Annotated in this window: 17 protein-coding genes; 7 read left to right on the top strand and 10 right to left on the bottom strand. The window is 71.6% G+C overall.

Annotated features, from left to right (window positions below; all coding sequences use genetic code 11):
• The first annotated feature begins 304 nt into the window (after window positions 1–304).
• Together PKF00_RS17825 and PKF00_RS17820 are read left to right on the top strand one after the other, a co-directional pair.
• Entirely contained in the window at window positions 305–2047 is a 1743-nt protein-coding gene (locus tag PKF00_RS17825) for a hypothetical protein (RefSeq protein WP_271218664.1), read from the top strand.
• Between the two features lies 1 nt (window position 2048).
• Window positions 2049–2342, top strand: coding sequence for a WXG100 family type VII secretion target (locus PKF00_RS17820; protein WP_271218663.1), 294 nt, complete (start codon window positions 2049–2051; stop codon window positions 2340–2342).
• Here PKF00_RS17820 and PKF00_RS17815 read toward each other — a convergent pair whose 3' ends face one another.
• The 7 genes from PKF00_RS17815 to PKF00_RS17785 all read right to left on the bottom strand — a co-directional run bounded on the left by PKF00_RS17815 (window position 2343) and on the right by PKF00_RS17785 (window position 12993).
• Window positions 2343–2795, bottom strand: a complete 453-nt coding sequence (locus PKF00_RS17815) for a hypothetical protein (protein WP_271218662.1) — start codon at window positions 2793–2795, stop codon at window positions 2343–2345.
• Window positions 2796–2887: 92 nt separating this feature from the next.
• Window positions 2888–4669, bottom strand: a complete 1782-nt coding sequence (locus tag PKF00_RS17810) for an NAD+ synthase (RefSeq protein ID WP_271218661.1) — start codon at window positions 4667–4669, stop codon at window positions 2888–2890.
• A gap of 154 nt (window positions 4670–4823) precedes the next feature.
• Window positions 4824–5723 (bottom strand): hypothetical protein, encoded by a 900-nt coding sequence (locus tag PKF00_RS17805; RefSeq protein WP_271218660.1) that lies wholly within the window; start codon window positions 5721–5723, stop codon window positions 4824–4826.
• 60 nt (window positions 5724–5783) lie between these two features.
• Window positions 5784–7970, bottom strand: coding sequence for a sensor histidine kinase (locus tag PKF00_RS17800; RefSeq protein WP_271218659.1), 2187 nt, complete (start codon window positions 7968–7970; stop codon window positions 5784–5786).
• Between the two features lie 8 nt (window positions 7971–7978).
• Complete coding sequence (locus PKF00_RS17795) at window positions 7979–9445, bottom strand: BTAD domain-containing putative transcriptional regulator (RefSeq protein WP_271218658.1); 1467 nt, start codon at window positions 9443–9445, stop codon at window positions 7979–7981.
• Window positions 9446–9530: 85 nt separating this feature from the next.
• Window positions 9531–11510 carry a sensor histidine kinase gene (locus PKF00_RS17790; RefSeq protein ID WP_271218657.1) on the bottom strand — a complete coding sequence of 660 codons (1980 nt, stop codon included), beginning with the start codon at window positions 11508–11510 and terminating at the stop codon, window positions 9531–9533.
• Window positions 11511–11595: 85 nt separating this feature from the next.
• Window positions 11596–12993, bottom strand: coding sequence for an MDR family MFS transporter (locus PKF00_RS17785; protein WP_271218656.1), 1398 nt, complete (start codon window positions 12991–12993; stop codon window positions 11596–11598).
• A 47-nt stretch (window positions 12994–13040) separates the two neighbouring features.
• On the opposite strand from PKF00_RS17785, the gene PKF00_RS17780 reads away from it, so the two are divergent.
• Window positions 13041–14042, top strand: a complete 1002-nt coding sequence (locus tag PKF00_RS17780) for an ArsR/SmtB family transcription factor (protein ID WP_271218655.1) — start codon at window positions 13041–13043, stop codon at window positions 14040–14042.
• Between the two features lie 261 nt (window positions 14043–14303).
• Here PKF00_RS17780 and PKF00_RS17775 read toward each other — a convergent pair whose 3' ends face one another.
• The 3 genes from PKF00_RS17775 to PKF00_RS17765 are packed head-to-tail and all read right to left on the bottom strand — an operon-like array spanning window position 14304 to window position 17193.
• The gene (locus PKF00_RS17775) at window positions 14304–15575 is read right to left on the bottom strand and encodes a terpene synthase family protein (RefSeq protein WP_271218654.1); all 1272 of its coding nucleotides are present in this window, start codon (window positions 15573–15575) and stop codon (window positions 14304–14306) included.
• The gene (locus PKF00_RS17770) at window positions 15575–16120 is read right to left on the bottom strand and encodes an EF-hand domain-containing protein (RefSeq protein WP_271218653.1); all 546 of its coding nucleotides are present in this window, start codon (window positions 16118–16120) and stop codon (window positions 15575–15577) included. Before PKF00_RS17770 ends, PKF00_RS17775 begins: the two co-directional genes overlap by 1 nt.
• Window positions 16121–16155: 35 nt before the next feature.
• Window positions 16156–17193 carry a terpene synthase family protein gene (locus tag PKF00_RS17765; protein ID WP_271218652.1) on the bottom strand — a complete coding sequence of 346 codons (1038 nt, stop codon included), beginning with the start codon at window positions 17191–17193 and terminating at the stop codon, window positions 16156–16158.
• A gap of 601 nt (window positions 17194–17794) precedes the next feature.
• On the opposite strand from PKF00_RS17765, the gene glnA2 reads away from it, so the two are divergent.
• The 4 genes from glnA2 to PKF00_RS17745 all read left to right on the top strand — a co-directional run bounded on the left by glnA2 (window position 17795) and on the right by PKF00_RS17745 (window position 24262).
• Window positions 17795–19156: a gamma-glutamylpolyamine synthetase GlnA2 gene (gene glnA2, locus PKF00_RS17760; protein ID WP_271218812.1), complete on the top strand. Its 1362-nt coding sequence runs from the start codon at window positions 17795–17797 to the stop codon at window positions 19154–19156.
• A gap of 438 nt (window positions 19157–19594) precedes the next feature.
• Entirely contained in the window at window positions 19595–20320 is a 726-nt protein-coding gene (locus PKF00_RS17755; protein WP_271218651.1) for a hotdog fold domain-containing protein, read from the top strand.
• A 159-nt stretch (window positions 20321–20479) separates the two neighbouring features.
• Window positions 20480–21181 (top strand): type 1 glutamine amidotransferase, encoded by a 702-nt coding sequence (locus PKF00_RS17750; RefSeq protein ID WP_271218650.1) that lies wholly within the window; start codon window positions 20480–20482, stop codon window positions 21179–21181.
• Between the two features lie 111 nt (window positions 21182–21292).
• The gene (locus tag PKF00_RS17745; RefSeq protein ID WP_271218811.1) at window positions 21293–24262 is read left to right on the top strand and encodes a bifunctional [glutamine synthetase] adenylyltransferase/[glutamine synthetase]-adenylyl-L-tyrosine phosphorylase; all 2970 of its coding nucleotides are present in this window, start codon (window positions 21293–21295) and stop codon (window positions 24260–24262) included.
• Window positions 24263–24390 lie beyond the last annotated feature (128 nt).

Raw genomic sequence — 24390 nt, 5'->3', positions numbered from 1 at the left:
GTCCTGGACCGGGCGGCCGGAGGGGCGGCAGTCGAATCACTACGTAAAGTAACGGCGCGTAACTGCGGTAGGAGGCAGATCGCGAAGGTGTGCCAGAAAAAATGCGTCCCCTGACGGGCGATTCCAGCCGGAGCATATTAATCCGTCAGTCGCCACCCCTTTCTGTTAACACCTTCAACTGTGAAGAATGCGGGATAGGCTGTGAAAGCTTTGTTGCTCTGGCATCTCTATCCCGAGGGGACCGGGCGAAATGACGGAGTTCGTTGGCATTGATCCGGCCGGAGCCCGGCGTCTCATCAGTTCCATGGGCGACGCCGTACAGCGCGTTCGCACGCTGAAGCCCTTTCTGGCCGCCTCCATAGCCGAAGCCGGTCCGGACTGGCCCGCCGGCCCCGGCGCAGAGGTGCTCGACAGGGTCGGCAGGTTCCTCGACGAGGCACAGCGGGACCTGACCTGGCGAACGCAGACGATCGAGCGTGTCGAGAACGCCGCGTCGAAGGGTTTTCTGAAGACAGCCGAGTTCGCGTTCGGTGACGCGGCGGCGGCCCGGAGCGCGGGAACGGACGACGGAAAGCGGATCTTGGCGGTCTGGCAGGGCTACCTGAAAGATCCCAGTGTCCAGAACTGGGAGAAGGTCCAGGTGATGCTCAGGCAGGGGCAGGGCAAGACCGCCGACGCCGCCTATTCGGCGGGGCTGCTGACAACCCTGGGCACCGCCGCCTTCAGTGCGATCTTCGTCGCGGTGGGGGTGCGAAACCAGAACGACCCGCGTGGCTACAGCCCCGGGAACATGGACGGAGTCAGGAAGGACCTCGGTCCGCTGGCCGAGGCGTTCGCGTCGTCGGATGCCGCGGGAACTCTTCCCAAGGACCTGCGCGACCACGCGTTGAACGACCTCCCGATCGCGAACATGGCGGCACTGCTCGGACTGGCCCGTCAGTCCCGTGAGTTCGTCCTGAGGGCCGGAGCCAAACTGCTCCAGTACAGCGGATCGCGGGTGGCGGGAAAGGACTGGAACACCTACTGGCTGGTCAAGGCACTGAGCCAGGACGTGGGGGCCACCCAGCGGCTGCTCGCCACCCCTGACGACGCGGCACTGCTGCTGCGATCCGAGGTGGTGAACGGCCTCGAGGGCACGGACTTCGAGAAGCTGCTGGCCGTGGCCCTGGACAGGGCGCTGGCCCCAGGGGCGGGAGACGCGACTCTACGTCGTGATTCCTGGCTCACCGTCATCGACCTGTTCGGCAGGAAGAACTTCTGGCCTTCACTGACCCCCGGTCTCGCCGATGGGGAGTGGCTGTCGGCGTCGGCCCCCTCTCCGGTCGGCCAGGTGCTTGCCACGCACATCTCGCAGTACTTCCCCGAACTCATCGCTGTCTGGAACCGGGGACGTAATCTGCCGGGGCTCGGGGTGGGCGGGGGATGGCAGAAGCTCGACTCGGAAAGGATCTCGAGTTTCTTCGGAGCCTTGCTGCAGGGGCCTGGAACGCTGCCGCCGCTCAGGAAGGGGTACGGCGACTTCTTGCGAAAGCTCGACCTGGGAGAGAGTCATCCATTCGGTGACGCTCCGACCGAGGAGGCCAGGAAAGATCAGCGTGAGGTGTTCCATGGGAAGGTGATCAGTTCGGGGGCGTTGGCGTCGATGCTCTTCAGCGGTCTGCATGAAGCCGATCTGTCCGCTGAGGAAAAAGACAAGATCATCACAGAGCTTCTGCTTCTTCCGTTGGACGTGGTCAGTGCGGGAGCCGTCGAAACAGTGATCGACGCCGGTGTCGTCAAGGAGACGCTGATCGGAAAGGCGGCTGACATAGCCGAGAAAAACGGCCTGAAGGACACGGTTGAAGGCCTTCTCGACAAGGGGGATCCGGGAGAGGCGTCGGACTTGGTCGACGTCCTTGTCAACGCCCAGATATCCGCTTTCAATGCCTCCCGGCAGGCGCATGGGCATCCGCCCCTCGGAGAGTCCGATCTCCGGCAACTCAGGGATCTTTTCTACGGTCGCCTCGAACCCGTGCTGAAGAGCGCGCTCGAGGCGCGAGGAGGATGACGTGGCGGAGTCAGCCGAACTGCTGCGCCAGGCGGAGGGAAAGGAGTTGCTGGCTGATCGGTTCGAAGGTTACGTCCAGAACCTGGAGACCGTCTTCGAACGCATCAGAGTCGACACACCCGTTGACGGCCCCGTCTGGACGGGATCGGCCGCCCGGCGTTTCGAGAGCGACGCCGTTCAAAGGCGCTCGGATCTCACCCGGCTCGTCGAACAGTGTCGTGAGGCGGCGGGAAACCTGAGGCGGACCGCCTCGCGGCTCAGAGAGCAGGCTGACTTTTCCCGGACGCCACTGTGATCAGCGGCCTCCGGGCAGGCAGTCGGTCTTGCCGATGACTTCCACGTTCGGCTGGGATTCCTGAACGAGCACGATGAAAGTGATTCCCGGGTTCTGCTTGCGCAGAATGCTGACGACGCGGCCGGGGCGCGCCCAGCTGGCGTTCCGGTCCATCTCGTAGCCATTTTTTTTAATCTCGTCCAGCAGGAGAAGGCTGAACGACTCGACTCGCTGGGCCGGAGAACTCCGGCCCTCACTGCCGAAGTCGCTGCTGAGCTGATAAGAACGGAGTGCGGTTTCGTTCTTGGCGCAGCTCGCGAAGTCGCTGCCTCCCGTACCGGTCTGGTCGACTACTTTCTTGTTGGTCGCCGGGTAAAGGTGCTCGAGCTTCTTAGCGTCCTGAGCCAGCACCTGGGCCGCCTCGTCAAGGGTCGGGCCGCCGGTGGTGCAGGCGGTGGACAGCAGCAGTATCAACAGGGCACATCCCGCGATATGACGCACCCTGTCGACTCTACTGATCAATCATCTGGGCCGAAGCCCGATGCCCGAACCCTGACGAGGAAAGCTCAGGGCGTCTCGCGCCAGCGGTTGGTGATGGGGAGGCGGCGGTCGCGGCCGAAGTTCTTGGGGGTGATCTTGGGGCCCGGGGGGTACTGGCGGCGTTTGTACTCGGCCAGGTCGACCAGGCGGATGATCCGGGTGACCAGGGCAGGGTCGTGGCCCGCGGCGATCAGTTCGGCGGAGCCCATGTCCTTTTCCACGTAGTCGTCCAGAAGACGGTCCAGCACGTCGTACTCGGGCAGGGAGTCGGTGTCGCGCTGGTCGGGGCGCAGTTCCGCGCTCGGCTCCTTCTCGATGGAGTTCTCCGGGATCGGCGGCGTCGCGAAGCCGTACAGGAACTCGCCCGACCTGCCCGCCTGGGCGTTGCGCCAGCGGGACAGCTCCCAGACCAGGGTCTTGAGCACGTCCTTGATGGGGGCGAAGCCTCCGGCGGAGTCGCCGTAGAGGGTGGAGTAGCCGGTGGCCAGCTCGCTCTTGTTGCCGGTGGTCAGAACCAGGTGGCCGTGCTGGTTGGACAGGCCCATCAGGATCATGCCGCGTACCCGGGCCTGGAGGTTCTCCGCCGCCAGGCCGGACAGCTCGATCCCCTTCTCGAAGGCGTCGACGACGTCGGCGATCGGGACGACCCGGGCGTTGATCCCCTGCCGGTCGACCAGCTCCCTGGCGTCGCTCAGGGAGTGCTCGGAGGAGTATCGGGAGGGCATCAGCACCGCGTGCACCCGGTCGGGGCCGATCGCGTCGGAGGCGATCGTGGCGGTCAGCGCCGAGTCGATCCCGCCGGACAGGCCCAGGATGACCGACTGGAAGCCGTTCTTCCTCACGTAGTCGCGGACCGCGAGGACCAGGGCCGAGTAGACCTCCTCGGTGTCGTCGAGGTGCGCGGCGACCGAGGGGGGTTCGGGATCGTACGGCTCCACGGGGAAGACCGACAGCTCGACCCGCTCCACCGTGATCACTGACCCGTCCCCGGCCTCGACCTCGAAGACGCCGAGACCGCCGAAGCGGGCCTCGGGCAGTTCCAGGTCCGTGACCAGCAGTTCCTCCGCGAACTGCGCGGCCCGCGCGACCAGCTCGCCGGAGGCGGAGACGATGAGGGAGTCGCCGTCGAAGACCAGCTCGTCCTGCCCGCCGACCTGGTTGGCGTAGGCGAGGGCGCAGCCCGCCTCCCTGGCCCGCCGCGAGACCAGTGCGAGCCGCACGTCGTCCTTCTCCCGCTCGTACGGCGAGGCGTTCGGCACGACCAGCAGCCCGGCCCCGGCCTCCGCGACCACGGAGACGGGGCCGCCCTCCTGCCACAGGTCCTCGCAGACGGCGATCGCCACGTCGACCCCGTGAAGCCGGAAGATCGGCAGCCGGTCGCCGCGCACGAAGTAGCGGTACTCGTCGAAGACCCCGTAGTTCGGCAGGTGGTGCTTGGCGGTCCTGACGACCACCCGTCCCCGGTGGAGCAGGGCCGCCGCGTCCAGCGGGGCGCCCTTCGGCTGGCCGACGCGCGGCGCCCGGTTCGCCCGGTCGACGTAGCCGACGACGACCGGGGTCCCGCCCAGTCCCTCGTCGGCCAGCCGCTCGGCGAGGGCTTCGACGGCGGCGATCGACGCCTCGACGAACGAGGTCCGCAGCACCAGGTCCTCGACCGGGTATCCGGTCAGGGACATCTCGGTGAAGACCACCAGGTGCGCGCCGCGGTCGGCGGCGCGCCGGGTCCACTCGACGAGCTTGTCGGCGTTCGCCGCCAGGTCGCCGACCGCGGGATTGGTCTGAGCCAGGGCGATGCGCAGTTGAGCCACGTGCCCTACCTTATTTCGGCTCCCCGATCCGTCGTCGGCAGGGCGGAGCCGACTCCGGCGCGCGACGACGCCGGATCGGGGAGGCACGTGGCTCTGCGGCACCGCGGCCGCTCAGGCCCCGGGACGCCGTCGCACCGCGGCCGGGACCGGTCTGTCAGCCCAGGACGTTGAGCAGGCCGAGGTTCCTGGCCTGCGCGGGCTCGGGCACGCGCTGGCTCACCTTGAAGGTGTCGGGGTCGAGGACGACCCACGTGTTCTCCTTGGCGCCCCTGACCCGGACCACGAGGGTGCCGTCGTACAGGTAGCGGGCGCCGATCAGCGTGCCCCTGACCGGGATGGCGACCTTCCTGCCGGTCCTGGTGTCGTAGAGCGACGGGGTGAAGGCCAGGGGCCAGGAGCCGTCGCCGCCGGGGTCGTTCGCGCTGATCGCGTTCACCAGGACCCGGCTGCCGTCGGGCGACAGGCCGTCCACGTGGTTGACGAGCTTGATCCCGGGGACCTTCCGCGAGGCGTGGGTCCTGGTGTCCAGGAGGTGGACGCCCCTGGCGTCTCCGGCGTAGCCCGCGAGCGTCCTGCCGTCGGCCGACCAGGCGAGGTGGCAGACGCCGAGCGTCCTGCCCGCGGTGACCGGGACGCCGCCCTTCGCGCCGACCACGTTGACGGTCGCGGCCGTGGCCGTGCCCTTCACCACGTAGGCGATCCGCTTGCCGTCGGCGGTCCAGGCGGGGGTCAGGCAAGGGCTGCCGTAGGCGGCGTTCTTGGCGATCACCTTGTCCCCGCTCGCGCTCTTGACGTGCAGGCGGCTCTTGCCGTCGATCCAGGCGATCTTCGTGCCGTCGGGCGCGGCCGCGAACTGCGCGACGAAGCCGCCGCCGCCGGCGCTCAGCTTGCTCCAGCCGCCCTGGTGGGTCGTCACCTCGACTCCCGCGCCCTTGTAGCCGAAGTAGACGGCGCCCGGTGTGGTCGCCGCCCGGGACGAGGCCACTGCGGGAGAGGCGACGGCGGCGGTGGACACGGCGAGTGCGACGCCGACGGCCAAGGCCAAGTGCTTCACAACGAGCTCCTCAGATAAGTTCATCAACGCCTAGTTAGAAACCTGAAAGCCGCAGAAGGTTCACACCTGTCCGGCGGAAATCGGCAGGACGGCTTCGACCACCGTGCCGCCGCCGGGCGCGGAACCGATCACGCACGTCCCGCCGAGTTCGGCGGCGCGCTCCCTCATCGAGATGAGGCCGATGCCCGAACGCGGTCCCGCGGGCAGTCCGTGCCCGTCGTCCTGGACGCGCACCACCAGCGAGTCGCCACGCCGCAACGAGACCACCGCGGAGCGGGCGCCCGCGTGCTTGCGGATGTTGGTCAGCCCCTCCTGCGCGATCCGGTACGCGGCGACCTCGGCGGCGGCGGGCAGGTCGGACAGGTCTCCTTCGGTCTCAACGGCGACCCGGGGCGTGCCCTCGACGGCCAGTGCCCGCACCGCTCCCGCCAGGCCCAGTTCGTCGAGAGTCGGCGGGCGCAGGCCGTAGACCAGCTCCCTGATCTCCTGGCCGACCGCGTCCATGCCGCTGCGCAGCTCGGCCAGAAGCCGGTCGGCGGAGGCGGGGGCGGTGCGCAGGCTGATCCTGGCCATGTTGATCGACATCGCCATGTCGGTCAGCGCGTGACCGAGCCCGTCGTGCAGGTCCCGCCGCAGGCGGCGGCGTTCCTCCTCGCGGGCGGTCAGGATGCGCTCACGGGAGCGCTGCAGGTCGGCGGTCATCATCACGGCGTGCACCACGTCCGCCACGTACGGTGTGACCACGGCGATCAGGCGGTCGTTGTGGGCCGCGGCGAACCTGCGGGGGCCGGGGGAGCCGAGGAAGAGACGCCCGACCAGCTCGCCGTGCCAGATCAGCGGCACCACGCGGGGACTCGGGCCGAGCAGGCCGATCTCCACCCGCCTGGCGCCGGAGTCCCTCACCTCGACCGCGACGCCGGTGACGCCGAGGCCGTCCCTGATCGCGGCGGCGACGGAGGCGAGGGCGTTGGCGGGCTCGGTCTGGCCGACCTCCCTGGCCAGCCGGGCGGCCAGCGCTTCAGGATCGCCGTGCGTGCCGTACATGAGCCGGTCGACCCAGCGCCTCAGCATGTGCCGGAGCGGGTGGAAGAACACCCCGGCGAAGAGCGCGGCGGCCAGGCCGCCGACCCGGTCGTAGCCGGACAGGGCCAGCCCGGCGACCGCGCTCGCCCCGAAGTAGACGACGCTGACGGCGACGATCATCCCGGCGGCCACGAAGGCGCGGCTGATGACCGTGTCGATGCCGTACAGGCGGTAGCGCAGCACGGAGAAGGCGATGGCGACCGGGATCAGCCCGGTCGCGACGGTGGCCGCGGGCACCCAGTCGGCCCCGGCGAGCATGCAGGCGATGTAGATCGCGAACGCGCTCAGCGGCCAGGCGATCTGGCGGCGCGTCACCGGGTCGGCCCTGCGCAGGCGCAGCACCAGCGACAGCAGGGCCACGACGGCGAAGACCATCGTCAGCGACACGATGACCTGCTGCAGCTGCCGGTTGTAAGGGGCGAGCGCCTCGACCGCCAGCGGGTTGGGGATGATCCGGGCCAGCGGGTAGTTCTGCTGCGTCGGCGTCGGGCGCACGACCGTGCGGACCACCTCCACCGCCATCAGCACGAACGCCGCGACCACCACCGGACGCCAGCGCCTGGAGGGCAGCCGCCCGTCGGGGGAGTAGAGCGGCAGCAGGCTGGCCAGCAGCATGCCGCCGACGACCCAGCCGATCCCCGAGGCGTAGCGGTAGTACGCCGCGGCGGTCAGCGCGCCGTCGGCGCCCGAACGGAGCAGCATGGCGTGGCCGAAGACGTTGCTCGCGCATCCCATGCCGCCGAAGCACATCAGCCAGGCCGTGGCCGGGCGCGACCTGTGGGCGAGGAGGAAGGCTCCGACCAGCGTGAAGGTGAGACCGACCGCGTGGTCGGGGGTGAGCGGGGGGTCGGGGCTCCAGTCGGGAGGCAGGCCTCTGGCGATCAGGATCCCGGCCACGGTGAACCCGAACGCCGCGAGTGAGAGCACGACGACCGTCAGCCGCAGCGGGGAGGCCAGCAGGTCGCGCGCGACGGCCGCCGCCGGACGGGGCGGGACTCTCGCGCCCGCGCCCTCGTCCGGTGCGGAGGCGTTCTCCTCCGGTGCGGAGACGCCTTTCTCCGGCACGGAGACGTCCTCCTCCGGTACGGGGACGCCCTTCTCCGGTGCGGAGACGTCCTCGTCCGTGCCGGAGGAGCCCGCGCCCTTACCGGGCCGCGCCCGCATGGACATCGCTACCTGCCCACGTCACCGGGGTTGACCAGGCCCGATTCGTACGCCGCGACGACGAGCTGGGCCCGGTCGAACAGCCCCAGGTGGTCCAGGAGCTTGGTCACCGACTGCGCGACCGACTGCTCGGAGACCGACAGGGTGGCCGAGATCTGCCGGTTGGTGAGCCCGCGCGCGATCAGCTTCATCAGGTCCAGTTCCGTGTCGCCGAGACCCGCGAGCCCCGGGGGAGCCGAGGGGTTGGCGCGCCCGGCGAAGGCCGCGATCAGGCGGGTGGTGACCGCCGGATCGATCAGCGCGTCACCGGCCTGCGCCGCGCGCATCGCGGTGATGAGCTGCTCGGGGGCGGAGGTCTTGAGCACGAAGCCGCTCACCCCGGCCCGCAGCGCCGCGTAGAGGTTGTCGTCGGTGCCGAACGTGGTCATCATGATGACCTTCGGGGGCGCCTCGTCCGCCAGGATCCGCCGTGCGGCGGTCAGGCCGTCGAGACGGGGCATCTGGATGTCCATCAGCACCAGGTCGGGGGAGGTGTCGCGGACGACCGCGATCGCCTGCTCGCCGTCCTGCGCCTCGCCGACGAGGTGGAAGCCGGGCTCGCTGTCCAGCACGACCCGCAGTCCCGTGCGGACCAGCGCCTGGTCGTCGACCACCACGACGCGCAGCGTCGCGGGCTCGGCCGCCCGCGCGGGCGCGGTCTCCCGAGGGGGAGTCGCCTGGACGCGGAGGTCCAGGTGGGCGGCGTGCGAGAGCATGTCCGTCTCCAGGCGCTGGAGGGTGGCGCCCAGGTCGAGACCCAGCTCCTCGCGGAGCGTCGTCCTGGCCCGTCGGAGCGCTCCCAGCGCGTCTCCCTGCCTGCCGCTCCGGTAGAGCGCCAGGGCGAGCAGCCGCCAGGCCTCCTCCCGCAGCGGGTGGGCCGAGACGTGCGCCTCCAGGTCGGCGACCAGCGCGCCCGACTGCCCGAGCGCGAGTCCGGCGTCGGCGCGGCGCTCGACCGCGATCAGCCGCAGCTCCTCTAGGCGGCCCGCCTCGGTCACCGCCCACGGCAGGTCGGAGAACTCGGCCAGCGCGGGCCCGCGCCACAGCGCGAGGGCACGCTCGAGGCGTTCCCACACGGCGGCGGGCTCGCCCTCCGTCTTGACGGCGCTCTCGAACCTCCAGGCGTCCACCTGTTCGGCGTCGGCGCGCAGGGCGTATCCCGGCGGGGCCGAGACCAGCACCTCCGCCTCCTCCCTGGGGGCGCGCCCCGGCTCCAGGGCGCGCCGCAGCCGCGACACGTATCCCTGGATGGTGGACAGGGCCTGGGCGGGAGGTTCGCCCGGCCAGAGCTCGTCGATGAGTATGGTCACGGGAACGGCACGGCCGCCCGCCACGAGGAGACGGGCCAGCACGGCCATCTGGCGTTGACCGCCGAGGTCGAGCACCGCGTCGCCGTGACGAGCCTGGAACGGTCCGAGAGCGCGAAATGTCAGCATTGCAGGGGCAAGCGTAGAGCTGACTGAACTGACGTCATACGGCAATACCCACCATCGTTCGCGTGCTGTAAGAAATAATCGGCGGTCAGGTCTCTACATTCAAGTTCAACGGGAGCACCGCTTCGACCACCGTCCCGCCCTCGGGCGGGGAGGAGATCACGCATGTGCCGCCGAGCTCGGCGGCTCGCTCGCGCATCGACGCCAGTCCGACCCCGGAGCGCCTGTCGGCGGAGAGCCCCACCCCGTCGTCGCTCACCCGGATGTTCAGCTGCTCGTCCCCGCCGGGTTCCGGCGAGACCCGCTCCACCAAGACCCACACCACCTCGGCCCCCGCGTGCTTGCGGACGTTGGTGAGGGCCTCCTGGACGATCCGGTACGCCGCGACCTCGGCGGCGGCGGGCAGCCCGGCCAGCTCGCCGCGCACCTCTACCGTCACACCGGACCCGGCCATCGCGATGAGGGCCCCGGCCAGGCCGAGGTCGTCCAGGGCGGGCGGGCGCAGGCCGTAGACGAGGTGCCTGATGTCGCTGGTCACGGTGTCCATGCCGGAGCGCAGGTCGCTGAGCATGCGCTCGGCGGTCTCCGGGGAGGCGCGCAGCGAGTGCCTGGCCATGTTGATCGACATGGCCATCCCGCTGAGCGACTGACCGAGCCCGTCGTGCAGGTCTCTGCGCAGGCGGCGGCGCTCCTCCTCGCGGGTGGCGACGATCCGCTCCCGGGAGCGCCGCAGCGCGCCGACCAGCCTCACCGCGTGCGCGGCGTCCGCCACGTACGGTGTCAGCGCGGCGATGACCCGCCCGTTGTGCGCGGCGGGCAGCCGCCTGACCCCCGGCGGTCCGATCAGGAGGTTGCCGACGGGCTCGCCGTGCCAGACCAGCCTGACGTCGCGGACCGTCTCCCGAAGCTCTCCCACGGTCACATCGTCGGGCACGCCGTCCCGGAACCGCACGGCGACCCCGGTCACCGCCAGCCCCTCGCGGAGCACATCCAGCGCGGCGGTCAGGCCCCCCACGGGGTCGGTACGCTGCAGCCGGCGCCGCAGCCCCTCCGCCAGGGCCACGGGGTCGCCCTTGCTGCCGTAGAGCAGGTTGTCCGCGCCGCGCTGCAGCACCCGGCGCAGCGGGTGGAAGAACGCCCCGGCGCAGAGCGCGGCCACCAGGCCGCCGATCCGGTCCACGCCGGACAGGAACAGGCTGGAGGCCGCGCCGACCGCCACGTAGACGCCGCCGATCACACCGACCAGGCCCGCGCCGACCAGGGTCCGGGTGATCAGCGTGTCGATGCCGTAGAGCCGGTGACGCAGCACGGAGAGGGTGATCGCGGCGGGGATGAGCAGGATCGTGAACGAGGTCAGCCACCACAGCGGGTTGCCGATCACCCAGGGGATGATGACGGTGGCCATCGCCAGCAGCGGCCACAGGATCTGCCTGCGTTCCTCCGAGCTCGCCCGCCGGAACCGCACGGCCAGCGAGACGAACGCCAGGATCATGGCCGCGTTGGCGAGCTGTTCCAGCAGGAACTGGGCGCGCCAGCCGAACGATCCCTGGTAGGGCAGCCGCATGGGCAGGAACTCGGCGCGCAGCACGTCGACCGTCAGCACGACGACCGTGAACCAGATCAGCGGCCGCCAGCGGGGGGACGGCAGGCGGCCGTCGGGGTAGAGCAGCGGGAGCAGCACGCCCAGGTGCAGGATCGTGAGCTTCCAGCTCGCGCCGACGAGCAGCCAGATCTGCTCCGGAGCCTCGAACCGCCCGGTCTTCAGGCTCAGCATCGCGAGGTTCGCCGACAGGCTGTTCAGCGCCGAGCACAGCCCGCCGACGCAGAGCAGCCAGCCGATGACCAGCCGGGGCCGCTGGAACACCAGCAGGGCTCCGAAGATCGGGAACGCCGTGCCCGCGACGTCCTCGGGCGCGAACGGCAGCGGTGTGTACGAGGGCTGCGGCAGCTGCGCCGTGACCCAGATGTTGACGCACTCCATGGCGACCGAGACGGCGGCGATCAGCACCGCTGCGACCCGCGCCTGGACAGGCGTCACCGTCGGGAAAACCCGGCTCAGCCTGCGCATCGCCCCGGCCCTTTCATTTCGTACTTAAAGGGACCTTAACCGGCACGGACCGCAATCGAATCAACAAGCGTTTGAAGCGACATGTTCACCGGAGATTCACAGCGGTCCCTCCAGGTGACGACTCCCGCGCCGACGCCTCCGCGTGGACCGGCTCCTCCGTGCGCTCCGCCCCCTCCCCACGGGGCGACACTCCCGTCGGCGTCGGCGTCGGCGTCGGCGTCGGCGTCGGTGTCGGTGTCGTACGGCGGCGCAGCGCGGGGCCGATCGCCAGCAGGCCCACGGCGGCCACCAGGTCGACGGCGCCGACGACCGGCCAGAGCGCCCCCGGAGCGGTGTCGAGCAGCCAGGCGCCCAGGAGCGGGGCAAGCATGATCCCGCCCGACCAGGCGAAGCCGTACAGCCCCGAGTAGCGTCCGCGCAGACGGGGCGGGGCGAGCGCGGCCACGATGGCGCCCGCGATGCCCGCGGTGACGATCTCGCCCAGCGTCCACAGGACCACGGTCGCGGTGTACCCGGCGAGATCGGAGACGAAGGCCGTCAGCGCGAGGCCGACGCCGATGATCCCCATGCCCGCGGCGAGCACCGTGCCGTGGTCGCGCCTGCCGAACCAGTCGCCGGTCAGCGGTTGCAGGAGCACGATCAGGACGCCGTTGACGGCGACCACCAGGCCGTAGTCGGTGGTGGAGAACCCGTCGCGGGTCATGGCCAGCGGCAGGGTGCTGAACGCCTGCGCGTAGGCCAGGACGGACAGCAGGGTGATCAGGCAGAAGGCGACCATCAGCCGGTCCTCGAGCACGGCCGCGAAGCCGCCGCGTCCGCGCCGCCCCTCCCGGGCGGCAGGCGTCTCCGGCAGTGTCTCCGGCGGTGTCGTCGGCAGGGTCGTCGGCAGGGTCTCCGGCACCGCCCGCCACACCAGCAGGCCGAAGGCCAGCGAGGCGACGGCGTTGATCGCGAACATCCAGCCGTATCCGGCCCTGGCGAGCCAGCCGCCCGCGACCATCGCCACCGCGAATCCCAGGTTCATCGCCCAGAAGATCAGGCCGTAGGCGCGCGGCCGGTCCAGGGGCGAGACCAGGTCGGCCACCAGGGCGTTGGCCGCGGGACGGTAGACGTCCATGGCCAGACCCAGCGCGAACATGGTGAGGACGAGGGCGGGGAGCGAGGTCGCGTACCCCAGCGCGACCATGGTGACGGCGGTGGAGACCATGCCGCCGACCAGGGTGATCCGCCTGCCGAACCGGTCGGTCAGCCATCCGGCGAGGATCTGCGACAGCAGTGAGCCGACGCCGAACACCGCCATCACCGTCCCCGCCGCGGTGTACGACATGCCGCGCTCCTGCGTCAGGAACACGCCGATGAACGGCTGCACCATCATGCCGACCCGGTTGACCAGCGTGCCCGTCCACAGGGCCCAGAACGCCCTGGGCAGGCCGCCGACCTTTGAACGGAGGAAACCGGGAGGAACAGGATTAGTGCTCGTCATGAACCCAGGGTTGGACAGATGTTCGGTAACCAACCAATCTTTTAGTCGTGCCTAAAAAGAGTGGTCCGAGTACGCCCGAAAGGCCCGGCCGCATTGAGTGGATCTTCGCTCCGGACGACGTGGCCAGGATCCGGTTCGCGTTCTCCCCGATCGGGGAGCTGGTCGCGAGCCTGCGCGTGCTCCGCGACCCGGCCAGGCACTCCTTCCACCTGCCCTGGCTGCGCGCCGTACGGCCCCGGCTGGGCGGGATCGACCTGTCCGAGCTCTTCGCGCTCGTCCCGCTCCACGGCTACATCGTCGACTTCGCGACCCCGACACCCCAGACGCCGATGCCCGACTTCGCCACCGAGCTCGAGCGCGTACGGCGGACGCCCCCGGAGCGCGCGGCCAGGGAGGCGGCCCGCGTGGTCGGATCCGACCCGCGCGCCGTCGAACGGTTCGTGGCCGACCCCGAGGCGGGCGTCGAACGGTTCGCCGACACCCTGGAGCGTTACTGGAAGGCGGCCTTCGCCGAGTTCTGGCCCAGGGTCTACGGCCTGCTGGAGGCCGACGTGCTGCGGCGTTCCCGGCGGCTGGCGGCGGGCGGCGCCCGCGAGCTGTTCGCCGACCTCCACCAGAACGTGCGCTGGCTCGGTGACCGGCTCGTCGTCGCCAGGCGCTGGAGCCACTCGGCGCCGCTGGGCGGCGACGGACTGGTCCTTGTGCCGACGTCCTTCTCCTGGCCGGACGTGACCGTGATGGTCGCGCCGTACCAGCCGACGCTCATCTACCCGGTGACGGGGGCGGGCACGCTGTGGACCTCGGGCCCGCCGCCCGCTCCCGGAGCCCTGGCCGCGCTGATCGGCCGTACCAGGGCGCAGATCCTGATCGCCCTGGCCGACCCCGCGACCACCTCGGCGCTCGCCAGGCGGCTGGCCCTCACCCCCGGAGCGGTCAGCCAGCACCTGAGGGTCCTGGCCGACGGGGGGCTGGTGACCCGCCGCCGTCTCGGCCGCGAGGTCGTCTACCGCCGCACCCCGGTGGGGGACTCCCTGGTCTGCGCCGCGTGACCGCGCCCATGACGACGCGGCCCGTGATCGCGCCTCGTCACCGTGGTCCGTGACCGTGGCCCGTGAACGCGTTTTGTGACCGTGTCCCGTGTCCGTGTCCCGTGTCCGTGTCCCGTGATCGCGGGCCTCATGACGGTGGAGTCTCACGCGGGCGTCCCTGTCAGGGCCGCGCCTCCTTACGGAGGCCGTCCGGGAGGCCGCCGTCGCGTCCGTCCCGTGGACTCCGCGCGAACCGGTGATCCGGCCCACGCGGGGATTACGTCATGAGTCGTATCTGCTGGACTCCAGAAGCCATTCCAGCTGGGCCCTGGGCGCGGTGAGGAACGCGCACGCCACCCTGCTGGCGTTCCTGGCCTGGAGCGGCGAGAGCCCGAACTCGTCGAACAGCCCCGGCAGCCGCCTGGCGGCGGCGCGCAGGTCCTCGGCGCGCTCGGCGATCCGGTCGTTCACCCACGCCACGGCTTCGGCGTCCGGCAGGCCGAACGCGTGGGCGGCGACCGTCACGTAGTTGTGCACGTCGCCGTTCGCGCGCTCCTTGGGATGCGACGCGACGTCGTTGCACCACGCGGTGACGTCGTTGCAGGCGTCGACCAGCGTGCGCCAGGTCGGGCTCTCGCGCAGCTCGACCGGGACCTCGACCCCGAGGCACGGTTCGACCAGGTCGAACAGGTAGGGGCCCGCGGTGCCCCGTCGCAGCGCGGGATACTCCGCCACCGACGGCACCCGCCCCGCGCACCGGTTCTCCGCCTCCGTACGGCAGGCCGCCCCCTGCGCCACCAGCCCGCGGGTGAAACGTTCCCGCCAGCGGGGGCTCATCCGCGGGGCGGTCGCCTCCCACAGGTCGCCGAAGGCCGCCTCGACCGGCGTGACGCCCTCCGGCCTCGGCGCGGCGGCTCTCGTCTGGAACGGCGGGAGTCCCTCGGACACCGGAGCGGAGATCCTCGCTTGAACCGAGGAGAGCCCCTTCGCCTGGAGGGACGACCTGCTCCTCGTGGGGAGCGGTGACGGCCCCCTCGTCTGGCCCGACGCGGGAGGCCTGGGCCTGACCGTGGCGGTCCAGGCCGTCCCCTGGGCCCCCGCCCTGCTGCCCGTCCTGGCGGCCTGCGTCTCCGGCACGCCGCAGGGGAGCACGGCCTCGACGGTGTGCCGAGCGAGGCGGGCGAATGCGGCCTCGACGATCCCGACGGCGCGTCCCGCCGGTTTCTCGTCCCATTCGTCGTCGAAGTGGAACAGCCAGGTCAGCCACTTGGCGAACAGCAGCGTCGAGTCCACGCCGAAGCCGGAGAAGGCCCGGGCCGCCATCCGGTCGAAGCCCGCGGGCGCGGCCGTGTCGAGCCCGACCTCGCGGGTCCATTCGGCGAGCGAGACCGTGATCCGGTCGATCGAGGGGTGCATGCCGCAGGGGGCCGCCATCACCGGGATCCGGTCGATGAGAGGCAGCAGCGACGCCGCGGCCACGGAGGGAGCCCGCTCCCGCGCCGCGTCCGTCTGCGCCCCGCCGGTCGTCCTGGCAGCCGTGTCGATGACAGGCACTACAGCGAACCGAACGACTGGTCGCAGGCCGTGCCCTGATCGGCGCCCCGGTAGTAGGCCCGGGTCGCCTCGACCAGCTCGCCGACCGAGATGCCCCGCTCGAGGTCGTGGTCCAGCAGGTCGAGAGCGGTGTCCGCGTCGTCGTGCGAGGTGCCGAACGCGCTCAGCATGCCCCGGAGCTCGGCGGGCCCGACGACCCCGTCGCCGTCGGTGTCGTACAGCTCGGCGACCGCCTCGGCGGCGGGCCGGAACACCGTGTCGAACCGCTCGTCCTCGGAGAGAACCGAGGTCATGCCGGTCCGGAACTCCTCCGGCGAGATCGCGCCCTCGCAGTCGACGTCGAGCTCGGCGGACAGGGCCCGCCATATTGACTCGAAGCCGTGCAGGACCTTGCTGCCCGCGGCAGAGGTCGGCGACTCGCCGAAGCCGACCAGGATCAGGGCGCCCAGCCCGAGCAGGTCGTCACGCTCGACCTTCCCGTTTCCGCTCGCATCCAGATGATCGAAGGCGCGATCCAGTTTGCGCCTGAGAAGCTCTGTGCTCATCTTGTACCTCCATGTTACCTGAAGAACTCAGGCGGTTACTCTAGGTGACGATAGCGAGGGGATTCCAGAAGTCCCTCCAGGTAAGCCCTGGGAATCGTCAAGAAGGCGCAGGCCACCTGAATCACCTCGCGGGAGGCGGCGAAGTCGAGACCGCACCGCTCGACGAGCACGGGGAGCGCCCTGGCGGAGGCCCAGAGTTCCTCCATGCGGTCCGCCACGCGGTCGGCCGCCCAGCCGACGGTCGTTCCCGCGCCCGCCTCGCCCGCCCGGCCGGGGACGCCTCCCCCGCCCAGGAGGGCCGAGGCGGCCGCCGCGTAACCGCCTCCCGTGGCCAGGTCGTCGCACCACGTCACCACGTCGCCGCTCGCCTCGACCATCGACCGCCACCGGGGGCTCTCCCCGACCTGGGCGGGCACCTCGATCCCGACGCAGGGCTCGACCAGGTCGGACAGGCGCCTCCCGAGTCCCGCCCCGCTCCGTGCGGGTCGCTCCTCGGCGGAAGCCGTGCCGGCCGTTCTCGTGCCGGCCGTGCCCGCGTCGGCCCTGTTCGTGCCGGCCGTTCTCGCGCCGGTCGTGCCGGTCGTGCGGGTCGTGCCGGCCGTTCCCGTGCCCGGTGGTTTCGCGTGCCCGGGGGCGAGGCCGGCCGTCCCGGCGGCGAGCCCGGCGACGAACCGCTCGCGCCACCCGTCGCTCATGGCGGGCGCGCAGGCCCGCCACAGATCGGCGAAGGCCCGCTCGACGGGCGCGGGCCCCGGCTCGCCGCCTCCGGCGACCGCGAGCACCCCCGCGAGCGCGGAAGGCTCGTCGCGCAGCCGGGACAGCCAGGTCAGCCAGCAGGCGAACGTCGTCGCCGTGCCCGTGTCGTGCCGGGCGAACGCCCGCCCCGCCAGCAGGTGCACCCCCGCCGTCGGGTCGGCTTCCAGGCCGGTCCTACGCGCCCAGTCGATGACCGCGGCCTCGATCCGGTGCACGGAGGGGTGCATGGGGCACGGCGCGGACATCGCCGCGAGCCGTTCGCCGAGTCGCTCGCCGAGCGGGGTCCCGCCCCGCGGCGCGTGGAGTTGGGTGCGCATCGTCGTCTTCCCCCGAAGGACGTAGGTTTCCAGGCCCGGTCACGAAAGATCGCCGCCGGTCCCGGTCCGGGGCGCGCCCGGGCCCCCGCCAGGGAGTCCGGTCGCGGCCTGACGGGGGTGTCCCGCCTTGCCGTGTCGCGAGCACCGTGGTCCACCGTGGAGCACTGTGGACCGCCGTGAGTCGCCGCGGACCGCGGGGGATCGCCGCTCACGGACCGGTGGCCCGCATTGTTTCGCCTGGTCATCCGGGGTGCCAGCACCGGTCGTGCCGGGCGTGTCCCAGGGGCCCCGGGTGTCTTCGCGGGAGACGCCCCCGCGGCGCGTCCCGCCGGGCGCCGCCGGCGCTCTCGGACCTCGGAGCCCGTCGCGCCCCCGCGGCCGGGGGCGCGACGACCGCTGGAACGCGAGCGGCCGGGAGGGGCGTCGGCGTGCTTCCTGGTAGGTCCCGGGAATGATGGAATCTGTCAGTGGAGACACGACGGGTTTGATGCGGCATCTCACCGTTCTCCCTCGTAACGTGTGCGAAACACGGAGCGGGCAGACTGGTGATAGGAGGCCGGACGTGTCGCACCACGTCGGCGTCGGCATTGGAGGAGTGGTTTTGGACCGCCAGCAGGAGTTCGTTCTCCGTACGCTCGAGGAGCGCGACATCCGGTTCATCCGGCTGTGGTTCACCGATGTGCTCGGGTTCCTGAAGTCGGTGGCGATCGCCCCGGCGGAGCTGGAAGGGGCCTTCGCGGAGGGCATCGGCTTCGACGGCTCGGCGATCGAGGGCTTCGCCCGCGTCTACGAGTCGGACATGCTCGCCAAGCCCGACCCCTCGACGTTCCAGATCCTTCCCTGGCGCAGCGAGACGCCGGGCGCGGCCAGGATGTTCTGCGACATCCTCATGCCGGACGGCTCACCGTCGCACGCCGACCCGCGCTGGGTGCTCAGGCGGACCCTGGCCAAGGCCTCCGACATGGGGTTCAGCTTCTACACCCACCCCGAGGTCGAGTTCTTCCTGCTGAAGAACCGCCCCGAGCAGGGGAGGCGGCCCGAGCCGATCGACGACGGCGGCTACTTCGACCACACCCCGCACAGCTCGGGTCACGACTTCCGGCGTAACGCGATCATGATGTTGGAGTCGATGGGCATCTCGGTCGAGTACAGCCACCACGAGGGCGGTCCGGGCCAGCAGGAGATCGACCTGCGTTACGCGGACGCGCTCACCACCGCGGACAACATCATGACCTTCCGCCTGGTCATGAAGGAGGTCGCGCTGGAGCAGGGCATCTGGGCCAGCTTCATGCCCAAGCCGTTCACCGAGTACCCCGGCTCCGGCATGCACACCCACATGTCGCTGTTCGAGGGCGACCGCAACGCCTTCTACGAGCCGGGCGCCGAGTACCAGCTCTCCAAGGTCGGCAGGTCCTTCATCGGCGGCCTGCTCGCGCACGCCGCCGAGATCACCGCGGTCTGCAACCAGTGGGTGAACTCCTACAAGCGCCTGTGGGGCGGCGCGGAGGCGATCGCCGGAGCGGGCGGCGAGGCCCCGAGCTACATCTCCTGGGGGCACAACAACCGCTCGGCCCTCGTCAGGGTGCCGATGTACAAGCCTCACAAGAGCGGTTCGACCCGCATCGAGTTCCGCTCCCTCGACTCGGCCTGCAACCCCTACCTCGCCTTCGCGGTGATCCTCGCCGCGGGTCTGAAGGGCATCGAGCAGGGTTACGAGATGCCTCCCGGCGCCGAGGACGACGTCTGGGCGCTGACCTCGGCGGAGCGGCGCGCCCTCGGCATCCAGCCGCTGCCGCAGTCGCTGGACGAGGCCATCGCCGTCATGGAGCGCAGCGAGCTGGTCGCCGAGACCCTCGGCGAGCACGTCTTCGACTACTTCCTGCGCAACAAGCGCACCGAGTGGCGCGAGTACCGCCGCCAGGTCACCGAGTTCGAGCTCGGCCGCTATCTCCCGGTTCTGTAGGGTCCCCGGCGTTCCCCTCGGGGGGCGGGAGCGCGCCGCCGAACGCGTGCGCGCGCTTCCGCCTCACGCGGTAGGGTGCAACGGCGCGTACGGCCCGCCAGGGCCTGCGCGCCGGGTGACCGCCGTCATGCGGGAACGCCCCGGTGTGTCCTGCCCGGCCGTCGCCGGGCGCGGGCCGTCGGCCGTGCGGAACCGCTGGGGGCCGGGTCAGGCGGGCAGGGGTTTCGAAGGCGCGGCGCCGGGCCGGTCGTGGTCGCGGGGCGCGTCGTGGGTGTGGCCCCTGCGGTTCCGCGCTGGACGACATGTGGCAAGGCGCCGTTGGTCCGCGGATCATCGCCCCCTGGTTCGCTGTACGCGCGAGGACTCCGGTAAAATCGGTCGGTCCGTTTAGAGTGATTTTCGAGGATGAATCGCCATAAAGGCGACTGGAGGTGCCGCATGACGACGGCTGCCGAGCTGCAGACCGTGGTGACCGTTCCAGCACGTTTCCGCGGCCCCGAGGGCTCCGCGAACGGCGGATGGATCGCGGGCACGGTCACCGAGGCGTTGCACGGCGCCCGGCACGACTCGGCCGTCGAGGTCACGTTGCACGCCCCCACGCCGCTGGAGGCCGAGCTGTCCCTGCGTCAGCTGGCCAACACCGCGACCCTCACCCACGGTGACACCCTGCTCGTCGAGGCCATCTCGGTCGCCGAGCAGCTCACCGCCCCCGCGTTCGTGCCCTTCAACGAGGCGGCCAGGGCGGAGGGCGGCTTCGCGGGGCTCGCCGACCACGCCTTCCCCGGCTGCTTCTCCTGCGGCCTGCGCTCCCCGGGAGACGGTCTGCGGATCTTCCCCGGCTCCGTGTCCGGCACCGACCTGGTCGCCGCGGGCTGGCGGGTGCCGATGACCGTCACCGACGAGGACGGCGTCGTCCCCGACGCGGTCGTCTGGGCCGCGCTCGACTGCGCCACCGGCTGGGCCCATTTCAAGCCCGGTGAGTTCGCCCTGCTCGGCAGGCTGACCGCGAAGGTCGAGCGGCGGGTCTACCCCGGCGGCACCTACTCCGTCGTCGCCCGCGCCACCGGCCGCGAGGGCCGCAAGCTCTTCGGGGAGAGCGCCGTCTACGAGGTGGACGGCACCCTGGTCGCCGCGGCCAAGGCCGTTTGGATCACCCCCGCCTGAACCGTTCTCTCCGGGGTCGTCGGCGGCACGACGGCCCCGGAGGGAGGCTGATCCCGGCTTCCCGGAAGGCGGAGGTCCCGGATCGCGGGGACTGTCCGTGCACCGGGCGCACCGAAGACCGATATGGGGTCTTGGGTGGTTTTCGCCCATAATTACCGCATGAGAATCACTGTCGTCGAGAACGAGGCCGGAGCGGGCCCCGGGCTCTTCGCCGAATGGCTGGCGGAGGCCGGAGTCGACTGCGAGGTCGTCCGGCCCCATCGGGGAGAGCCGGTGCCGGACCGGGCGGAGGACGGGCTCATCGTGCTCGGCGGCTCGGCGGCGGCCTGGGAGGACGAGCGGTGCCCCTGGCTGCCCGCCACCCGCGCCCTGATCCGCGACTCGGTCGAGACGGGCGTGCCCACCCTGGGGATCTGCCTGGGCGCCCAGCTGATGACGCTCGCCTGCGGCGGCGTCGTCGAACGCGGCGAGCACGGGCTCGAGGTGGGCGTCAAAGAGGTGGTTCCGCTCCCCGCGGCCGAGGAGGACCGGCTGTTCAGCGGTCTCGGCCCGGTTCCCGCCGTGCAGTACCACGGCGACGCGATGACGCGACTGCCCGAGGGCGCGGTGCCACTCGCCACCGGAGACCCCTACCCCAACCAGGCCTACCGTCTGGGGGAGCGGGCGTGGGCGGTGCAGTTCCACCCCGAGGCGAGCGTTGAGATCTTCACCGAGTGGACCCGTGACTCCGCCGACAACCTGACCGCGCTCGGCCACTCGGTGGAGGAACTCAACGCCGGGGCGAAGGAGGCGGAGGAGGGCCTGATCGGCGCGTGGCGGACGGTCGCCGAGCGCTTCGCCGCCGTCGTCACGAACGGATGACGTCTCCACCTCCTCCCGTCCGGCACGCGGCGGGGCTGCCGGGTGAGAGCGGAGCGCCTCACCCATACTTGTGACCGGAGACGAGGGAGGGCGGTGAACGCCGTGCCCCGGATGCGGACGACCGCAGGGCAACTGGCCAGGCTCGGGTTCGCCGACGGGACCAGAGCCGAGCGGCTGCTCGACGAACTCGGCCCGCAGGCGGCCGAGGACCTCGACCTGCTCGACTCGCTGGCCGCGGCGGCCGACCCCGACCTGGCACTCACCTCGCTCAACCGGCTGGCGGAACAGGACCGGGGCGTCCTGGAGACGCTCCGCTCCGACCCCGGCCTGCGGGCCAGACTGCTCGGCGTCTTCGGGGTCAGCGCCGCCCTCGGCGAGCACGTGGTCAGGCACCCCGGACACCTGGACCTCCTGGGCGGAGCCCGGCCCCTGCCGCGGCCGACCGCGCAGGAGCTCCGCGCCGAGCTGCTGCTCGCGGTCGGCGCCGACCCCGAGGACCCCGAACCGCGGGCGGCGGGTGTCGGCACCCCGACCCTGGTCGCGCTGCGGGTGGCCTACCGGGGCCGCCTGCTCCACCTGGCCGCCCGTGACGTCACCGGCGAGGCGTCGCTCGCCGATGTCACCGCCGAGCTCTCCGACCTGGCGGGAGCCGCGCTCGAAGCCGCCCTGGCCGTCGCCAGGGCCGAGCACGCCGACCCCGGCTCCGTACGGCTCGCCGTCATCGGCATGGGCAAGTGCGGGGCGCGGGAGCTCAACTACATCAGCGACGTCGACGTCGTCTTCGTGGCCGAGCCGAGGGAGGGCGCGGAGGAGACCGAGGCCATCCAGACGGCCACCCGCCTGGCCAAGGGCATGATGCGCGTCTGCTCGGCTAGCACCCCTGAGGGGGCCCTGTGGGAGGTGGACGCCGCGCTGCGTCCCGAGGGCAGGTCGGGGCCGCTGGTCCGCACCCTCGCCAGCCACCAGGCCTACTACCGTCGCTGGGCCAAGACGTGGGAGTTCCAGGCGCTGCTGAAGGCCCGCCCCGTCGCCGGGGACCTCGAACTCGGCGAGCAGTACGTCTCGGCGATGAACGAGATGGTCTGGCAGGCCGCGACCCGTGACCGGTTCGTCGAGGACGTGCAGGCGATGCGCCGCAGGGTCGAGGCCCACGTGCGCGGGGACGAGGCCGAACGCCAGATCAAGCTCGGTCCGGGCGGGCTGCGCGACATCGAGTTCGCCGTACAGCTGCTGCAGCTCGTCCACGGCCGCCTCGACCCGCTCCTGCGCCGCCGCGCCACGCTTCCCGCCCTCGCGGCCCTGTCCAGGGGCGGCTACGTCGGCAGGGACGACGCCAAGGCGCTCGCCGAGGCCTACGCCTTCCTGCGCCGGATCGAGCACCTGATCCAGCTGTACCGGCTGCGCCGTACCCACCTGGTGCCGCAGAGCGAGACCGACCTGCGGCGGCTCGGCCGGGGGCTGGGCATGGTCAGCGACCCGGTGGGGGAGTTCACCACCCGGTGGCGGCGGCACGCGATGGAGGCCAGGCGCCTGCACGAGAAGCTGTTCTACCGGCCGCTGCTGCAGGCCGTCGCCCGGCTGCCCGAGTCGGAGGCCCGGCTCTCGACCGCCGCGGCCCAGGCCCGCCTCGAGGCGCTCGGCTACACCGACCCCGCCGGAGCGCTGCGCCACATCAGCGCCCTGACCAGCGGCGTCTCGCGCCGCGCGGCGATCCAGCGAACCCTGCTCCCGGTCATGCTCGGCTGGTTCGCCGACGCCCCCGACCCCGACGCGGGCCTGCTCGGCTTCCGCCAGGTCTCCGACAAGCTCGGCGCGACCCCGTGGTACCTGCGGCTGCTGCGCGACGAGACCGCGGTCGCCTCGCGCCTCACCAGGCTGCTGGGGAGCAGCCGCTACGTGACGGGACTGCTGTTGCACGCCCCCGAGGCGGTGGCGATGCTCGGCTCGGACGCGGAGCTGGACCCCAGGCCCGCCGAGACGTTGCTCACCGAGGCGCGGGCCACCGTCGGCCGCTACCCCGGCGAGGCCGAGATCGCCGTGGCCGCGGCGCGCGGACTGCGGCGCAGGGAACTGGTCCGTACGGCCGCCGCCGACCTGTCGGGGCGCATCGACGTCGAACGGGTCGGCCAGGCGCTGTCCGCGCTCAACGACGTGACGATCCAGGCCGCGCTGGACGCCGCGATCGGCAAGGTCGAGATGGAGCGGCGCGCCCCGCTGGGCACGAGGTTCGCGGTCATCGCGATGGGACGCCTCGGCGGCCTCGAATGCTCCTACGGCAGCGATGCCGACGTGATGTTCGTGCACTCGCCCCTGGCGGGCGGCTCCGAGCGGGACGCCACGGACGCGGCCTTCGCGGTGGCCAACGAGCTACGCCGACTGCTGGCGTTGCCCGCGCCCGACCCGCCCCTGCTCATCGACCCCGACCTGCGCCCCGAGGGCCGCCAGGGCCCGCTGGTCCGCACCCTGGCCTCCTACGCCGCCTACTACGAGCGCTGGTCGTCGCCGTGGGAGTCCCAGGCGCTGCTGCGCGCCCGTTTCTCCGCCGGGGACGCCTCGCTCGGCGCCGAGTTCCTGGGGGTCGCCGACCGGCTGCGCTACCCGGAGGGCGGCATCCCCGACGCCGCCGTGACGCAGATCCGCACGCTGAAGGCCAGGATGGAGGCGGAGCGGCTGCCGCGCGGCGCCGACCCGACCCTGCACACCAAGCTCGGCAGGGGAGGCCTGTCCGACGTGGAGTGGGTCGCCCAGCTCATCCAGCTTCGCCACGCCGGGTCGTCGCCGCCGCTGCGGACCACCCGCACTTTGGAGGCGCTGCGCGCGGCGGTCGCCGAGGGCCTGTTGTCCGAGGCGGACGAGGCCGCGCTCGCCGGGGCGTGGCGGCTCGCCTCGCGCGTCCGCGACGCCGTCATGCTGGTCAGGGGCCGCGCTTCCGACTCCGTTCCGGTGGACGCCCGCGAACGCGCGCTCATCTCCCGCGTCCTCGGCTACCCGCCGGACGGCAGCGGGGACTTCGTCGACGACTACCGCCGTGTCACCCGCCGCGCCCGCCTGGTCATGGAACGCGTCTTCTACGGCGGCTGAGAACCCGCGCCTTCCACGACGACTGGGACCGCTTCCGCGGCGACCGGGACCGTCCGCCCCCTCCACGCCGGTCGAGACGCACGTCCGGCGGGGGACGATGCCTCCGCTATGCCGAATCCCTATGGAAA

The organism is Streptosporangium carneum (assembly GCF_027922005.1).
In the GTDB taxonomy this organism is placed as follows: domain Bacteria; phylum Actinomycetota; class Actinomycetes; order Streptosporangiales; family Streptosporangiaceae; genus Streptosporangium; species Streptosporangium carneum.
Note: the sequence above shows the minus strand (reverse complement) of the source record. Positions and strands in the feature narration are given on the sequence as shown.